The 5868-nt window shown below is 56.4% G+C and carries 8 protein-coding genes; 3 read left to right on the top strand and 5 right to left on the bottom strand.

Annotation, left to right across the window (positions count from 1 at the left end; translation table 11 throughout):
• Positions 1-139 precede the first annotated feature (139 nt).
• Positions 140-454 (bottom strand): TMEM14 family protein, encoded by a 315-nt coding sequence (locus UH5x_RS19605; protein ID WP_482633407.1) that lies wholly within the window; start codon positions 452-454, stop codon positions 140-142.
• Between the two features lie 445 nt (positions 455-899).
• Here UH5x_RS19605 and UH5x_RS19600 point away from each other — a divergent pair, with 445 nt between their 5' ends.
• Positions 900-1517, top strand: coding sequence for a nitroreductase family protein (locus tag UH5x_RS19600; protein WP_482633406.1), 618 nt, complete (start codon positions 900-902; stop codon positions 1515-1517).
• On the opposite strand, the gene UH5x_RS19595 is transcribed toward UH5x_RS19600, so the two are convergent.
• The gene (locus UH5x_RS19595) at positions 1468-2709 is read right to left on the bottom strand and encodes a multidrug effflux MFS transporter (RefSeq protein ID WP_482633405.1); all 1242 of its coding nucleotides are present in this window, start codon (positions 2707-2709) and stop codon (positions 1468-1470) included. The genes UH5x_RS19600 and UH5x_RS19595 overlap by 50 nt on opposite strands.
• 199 nt (positions 2710-2908) lie before the next feature.
• On the opposite strand from UH5x_RS19595, the gene UH5x_RS19590 reads away from it, so the two are divergent.
• Entirely contained in the window at positions 2909-3259 is a 351-nt protein-coding gene (locus UH5x_RS19590; protein ID WP_047812743.1) for an ArsR/SmtB family transcription factor, read from the top strand.
• 76 nt (positions 3260-3335) lie between these two features.
• The gene (gene arsB, locus UH5x_RS19585; RefSeq protein WP_482633404.1) at positions 3336-4424 is read left to right on the top strand and encodes an ACR3 family arsenite efflux transporter; all 1089 of its coding nucleotides are present in this window, start codon (positions 3336-3338) and stop codon (positions 4422-4424) included.
• Here arsB and UH5x_RS19580 read toward each other — a convergent pair.
• The 3 genes from UH5x_RS19580 to UH5x_RS19570 are packed head-to-tail and all read right to left on the bottom strand — an operon-like array spanning position 4412 to position 5866.
• On the bottom strand, positions 4412-5098 hold the full coding sequence (locus UH5x_RS19580) for an aromatic aminobenezylarsenical efflux permease ArsG family transporter (RefSeq protein ID WP_047812651.1): 687 nt from the start codon (positions 5096-5098) through the stop codon (positions 4412-4414). The two genes, arsB and UH5x_RS19580, sit on opposite strands and share 13 nt — an antisense overlap.
• 16 nt (positions 5099-5114) lie before the next feature.
• Entirely contained in the window at positions 5115-5609 is a 495-nt protein-coding gene (locus UH5x_RS19575; protein WP_482633403.1) for a nitrophenyl compound nitroreductase subunit ArsF family protein, read from the bottom strand.
• Positions 5609-5866, bottom strand: coding sequence for a thioredoxin family protein (locus UH5x_RS19570; RefSeq protein ID WP_047812649.1), 258 nt, complete (start codon positions 5864-5866; stop codon positions 5609-5611). The genes UH5x_RS19575 and UH5x_RS19570 overlap by 1 nt, the downstream gene beginning before the upstream one ends.
• Positions 5867-5868: the final 2 nt, after the last annotated feature.

Raw genomic sequence — 5868 nt, 5'->3', positions numbered from 1 at the left:
TTTGGGTTTTACAACTCCGGTGCCCGCCACTGAAGCGTTCAGACGACTGCGGAAAAGGGGACGCTGCGGAAAAGGGGACGGGGGTCTTTTGGGGATTCAACGCATCGAACACGGGCTCGTCAGCTGTCATTCTCCGCACCTACCGGAAGAAACTGAAAACCAAGGTGCCGAGGGTGATCAGTCCAAGGATGACCACCAACAGGTTGGGCATCACTTTGAACTTCTTCGCAAGCGAAGGCCCAAACTGACCGATCAACAGGAGCGATACAACGATCCCTAAGATTGCCCCGGCTGTGATGCCTCGGGCCATCAGGAACGCTGACAGCAGGAGGAGCCCCCCCGTGATGCTGCCTGCGATCAACGAAGCTTTGCTTTTCGCTTTGACATAGCCCATCACTCCTCCAAAGACGACAAAAGCTCCGAAGATGGCTGTCACGATTGCAGGAAAGTCCACACAAGTCTCTTTGAGTTCAAAGGGCGAAGTTCGGCAGCCAGGATTCAGTGGTTTGGAAACGGATCCAACCATGCAAGCCGCTTTTTGCCGAATTGTAGTGTGCGATCCCCAAGGCACCAGCCACACACATACCTGGCTGAGTGGCTTCGTTCGAACTCCCGCCGGATTTCGTTTCGGGAGAGGCTCTTGTGATGCCCCCCAACCGAACGCGGCCCCGAACGAATCCCGAAAACGGCCGCCCTCGGATGGTCCCAACAGCGACAGCTTGTCGCGGCTCCACGACGTTTCGCAGAACTCGGATTCAGACGATCCTTGCGATGGTCAACGAGCATGCAGGTTCGCCGACATCCCAAGCAGACCTTCCGCATCCGTGTGGGCGGAAGGACGCCTCCAAAAGCCATCTCTTGGTCTCCCACGACCGACAACTCGATCTCAAGAAGCCCCCATGCAAGTCAAAGACGCCATCTACCAACGCCGATCCACCAAGGCATTCGATCCAGCCCACAAACTCACCGATGCGGAAGAGAAGGAGCTGCTCGAAGCCACAATCCAGTCCCCAACCAGTTTCAACATCCAGCACTGGCGGTTCGTGATCCTGCGCGATCCAGAACTGCGGGCGAAGATTCGCAAGGAACACGGGAACGACCAGTCACAAATCACGGACGCATCGTTGCTGGTGCTGTTCACCGGGGACACCAAAGCCTGGGAAAAAGCCCCTTCTCGCTACTGGGTGAATGTCCCCACTGACATCTCCGAGATGATCGTCAACTGGATGGGTGAATTCCATCAAGGCCGCGAGTGGCTTCAGCGTGACGAAGCCCAACGCTCGATCGGCATGGCAATGCAAACGATGATGCTGGCGGCCCAAGGCATGGGGTATCAATCATGCCCGATGATCGGCTTTGATATCGAAGCGGTCGCCAAACTGATCCACCTTCCCGACGATCACGTGATGGGCCCCATGGTCGCGATCGGCAAAGGCACCAAAGAACCTTGGCCGAAACCAGGACAACTCAGCCTGGAAGAGCTGGTCGTAGAAAACGGCTTTCCACCCACCGCATGACCAACAAGGACAGAGCCCCCAGGACTGCAAAGCCACTGACCAGTGGCACGATGGTCTCGTTGTAACTGTGTCCAATCAGGATGCCGAGCGGCACCGAAATCAAAGTCGAAACAGCGCCCACCAGAGCCGCGCCTATCCCGGCGACGTGCCCGAGTGGTTCCATGGCCATCGAATTCAGATTGCCAAACAGAATCCCGATGGCAAAGAAAATCACCAGCAGGTAGCCCATCGTGGTCCACAACGGGGGACTGCCTGCCTGCAGAACCGCGAATCCCAGGAAGACAACCGAGGTGGCGGTCAGCAAACGCATCGCATGTCCGATCAAGACGCTCATCCCAAATCGCATCACCAAGTTGGCATTCAAGAGCGACGCCACTCCCGCAGACGAAGCCAACACAGCGAAGTAGATCGGAAACAGCGACCCGAGCCCGTATTGCTGCTGGAAAATCTGGGGTGCCGAACTCAGGAAACCCAGAAACGCTCCCGACACCAAACCGGCGACCACCGTGTAACCCAAGGCGATCGGATTCGTGCCGATCTCACGGGTGACGTGCAGGATCCGTCGGGTTGAAAAGGGCACTCGCTGAGCCGACAACAAGGTTTCTGGCTGTCGCCATGCAAACCAGCCAAACAGCATCAGGGCGAGAATGGCCAGCACCCCAAAGATCGCACGCCAATCCGCCACCAACAGAATTCCCTGACCCAAGGTGGGTGCGATCACAGGCACCAGGATGAAGATCGTCATCACAAACGACATCACGCGTGCCATCGACCGGCCGTGATACTGATCGCGAATCAACGCCAGCGACACGCTTCGCGGGCCAGCCACGCCGAGCCCCTGCACAAAACGTCCAACCAACACCAGCGTGAAGCTTCCAGCGAACATCGAAATCAGCGAACCCACGATGAAGAGCCCCAACCCCGCGCTGAGCGCCGGTTTCCGGCCCACGCTGTCCGAGAGAGGGCCAAAGAACAATTGCCCCAGCGCCATGCCCAAGAACAGCAGGGACACGATGAGCTGACTGTCGTTGGCGTGCGTGGCCCCCAATTCCTCCCCAATGACGGGCAGGGCTGGCAACATCGCATCGATCGCCAGGGCGACCAAGGCCATCATCAACGCCATCAAGGTGACAAACTCGCCCAGTGGCAGGGCTTGCTTCCGCTCCAATTCCATCTGCGTTCTCGATCTCATTCATGTTCTCGATTGAATTCAGCATGGCAATGTCCGTTCCATGAACCCAGCCCGACAGTCATTTCGCATTCCCTGTCCTGATTCCTTGCATCATCGGCTGCTTTGCGAGGCCCGCCCAGAGGGAAGACTCACCTTGACACCCATTTTGCAATCCGCAATGCTTGCACACTGACGCAAACATGCATGCAAATGGTTGATCATGAATCCACAAGAAGCCTCTCAGTGCTGCGGGCCGATCGATGACTCGCTCGACGCGGAACTGTTCAAAGCGCTTGGTGAACCGACGCGGTTGAAACTGCTTTCGTGTTTGGCCAAGTGCGGAAGGCCATGCTCGGTCACCGAACTCGCGGAATGCTGCGTGGTGGACTTGTCCGTGGTTTCACGCCACTTGAGTGCACTGGAAAAAGCCGGCGTCCTCACCGCCACCAAAGAAGGCCGCACGGTTTTCTATGCCGTGCGTTACAAGCACCTCACCGACTCCTTTCGCACCCTCGCGAAGGCATTTGAGGGATGCCGCCCCAAACGAAACACGAAAAAAGCTTCGCCTTGACGCGGACGCAAAAAAGTTAAACCGAACCAACGTGGGACGAATGCTCCCAGCTCATGAAATCGGAAGGACAAACGACATGACCAAGGCTGAAAAGACTGCGATCAGCTTCTTTGAAAAGAACCTGACCTACTGGGTCGCTCTGTGCATGGTGATCGGGGTGCTGATCGGGAAGTTTCTGCCGGCGATCCCCGAGTTCCTCGCCAAGTTTGAATACGCCAACGTTTCGATTCCGATCGCCTTCCTGATCTGGTTGATGATCTACCCGATGATGATGAAGGTCGACTTCGCCAGCATCAAGAATGTGGGCAAGAACCCGAAAGGTTTGTTTGTCACTTGGATCGTCAACTGGCTGATCAAGCCGTTCACGATGTTCGGGATTGCGGCATTTTTCTTCTACGTGGTGTTCAAGCCCTGGATCTCACCCGAACTGGCCAAAGACTATCTGGCCGGTGCCGTCCTGTTGGGTTCCGCGCCGTGCACGGCGATGGTTTTTGTCTGGAGTCACCTGACTCGCGGCAACGCAGCTTACACCGTCGTTCAAGTCGCAACGAATGACTTGATCATCTTGGTTGCCTTCACCCCCATCGTGGCATTCTTGCTGGGCATCGGTGGGATCACGATTCCCTGGATGACGCTGATCATCTCGGTGGTTCTGTTTGTCGTTGTCCCATTGGCGGGCGGAGTCCTGACTCGTCATTTGGTGATTCGATCCAAAGGCGAGGAGTACTTCCAAAACGCTTTCCTGCCGAAATTCAACAACATCACCATTGCGGGTTTGCTGCTGACATTGGTGCTGATCTTTTCATTCCAAGGGGAAGTGATCCTCAACAATCCACTGCACATCCTGCTGATCGCCGTTCCGCTGATCATTCAAACGGTGCTGATTTTCTTCCTGGCCTATGGGGTCTGCTACAAACTCCACTGCCGACACAGCATCGCGGCGCCTGCGGGCATGATTGGTGCCTCCAACTTCTTTGAGCTTTCGGTTGCCGTGGCGATCACGCTGTTCGGGGCATCCTCGCCCGTGGTGCTGGCCACGATCGTGGGTGTCCTGGTGGAGGTGCCGGTGATGTTGGCGCTCGTCGCCTATGCCAATCGAACGCGCAAGTCGTTTGCTGAATTCGAAATGCCCAGCGAAGGCGAGGCTGCTCCTCAACTCAAGTAAACTTGCTGGATCGTGATGTAGATCCCGACCGCCAAGATGCTGCCACCAGTGATCCGGCGGAGCCAGGTTTCTGCATGGGTCACCTTGGTGAAGAACGCGGAAAACGACTGCTTGCCAAACACCAACAGGATCGCAAACACCAGGACGGGCAGACCGGTGCCAACACCGTACAGAGCCGGCAGGAAAGCAGAGGAATCATTCTTCACCGCCAAGGGAATCAGGCTGCCAAAGAACAAGGCGGCTGACACGGGGCAAAAGCTGAGCGCAAACAGAATCCCCAGCAACGCCGATCCAACGAACCCAAGCTTTTCAAACTTCTCGCGAAGACGCTGGATCCCTTGGCCAGAACCCGTTGGCAACTCGATCAGCCCCAACAAGATCATTCCGACAAGAATCAGCAGTGGGCCCAGAAACAGGTTGAGATACTTCTGCAGTCCAACCGCCAACCCCGGTGCCGACAACAAACTTGCAACAACCAGCGTCCCCAGAACCGTGTAGGCCAACACACGCCCGAAGGTGTACAGCAAACTGGAGACAACGGTTTTCCAGGACTGACCCAAGTTGCGACTGACATACGACACCGCCGCGATGTTCGTCGCGAGCGGGCAGGGACTGATGGAAGTCAAAATCCCCAACCACAATGCGGAACCAGCCGCGATCCAATAGCCATTCATGGCTGACAAGCTCCCATCAAGACGTTTTGAATTCGGACCAGGCTTCGTTGATGAACGCCGTGAAATCGGCTTGATCGCTGGTGTGATTCCAAACCTCTTCGAGGTTCTTCCAACGGACCACTTCTCCGTCTTTCATCTCAACCAACACGACTGTCGAAGTGAAGACCTTGAACTGATCGACGAACGATGAGTTCTCGTCAGACGTGTAGTCCGCGATCTGCCATGCGAGCTCGCCTGCTTCGATCTCCGGGGTGAGTGCTTCCTGAGAAAAGCTCTCGATCTTGCGGCAGGTCGGGCAGCGATGCGGCGCGTGGAAGTAAACCGCGTTGAACGATGACTCAGCGAGCTTGGATTGCAGGCCCACTGGCGTTGCCGCCGCGGTCGTGGTTTGTGCTGAAACGGCCTCCGCCGATCCAGAAGCGGTTGACGGTCCAACCTTGCGAATGGCCATGGCAATGCTGACGGCGACAAACGCCAGCAGCAACAGGCTGACCAGGGACTTGGTCTTCATCACAGATTCTCTCTTTGGTTTGATTGGTCAATGAGTTGATGAATCTCGGTTGGACTGGGCACCGTCCCCACCGAGACGACTTTGCCATCGATGGCGAGGGCAGGTAGCGCCGAAGGATTGAACTCGAGCACTTCCATGATGTCGTCAACTTTCTCGACGGTATCGCCCGCTTGCCGCTCCTCCACGACAGCTTCTGCGTTTTTCAACAGGTAGCCGCACTTGGAACAGCCCGTGCCGAGCACTTGAATCTTCGCCATGG

It is taken from the genome of Rhodopirellula sp. UH5, assembly GCF_056839225.1.
This window is presented reverse-complemented; position numbering and strand designations above follow the sequence as displayed.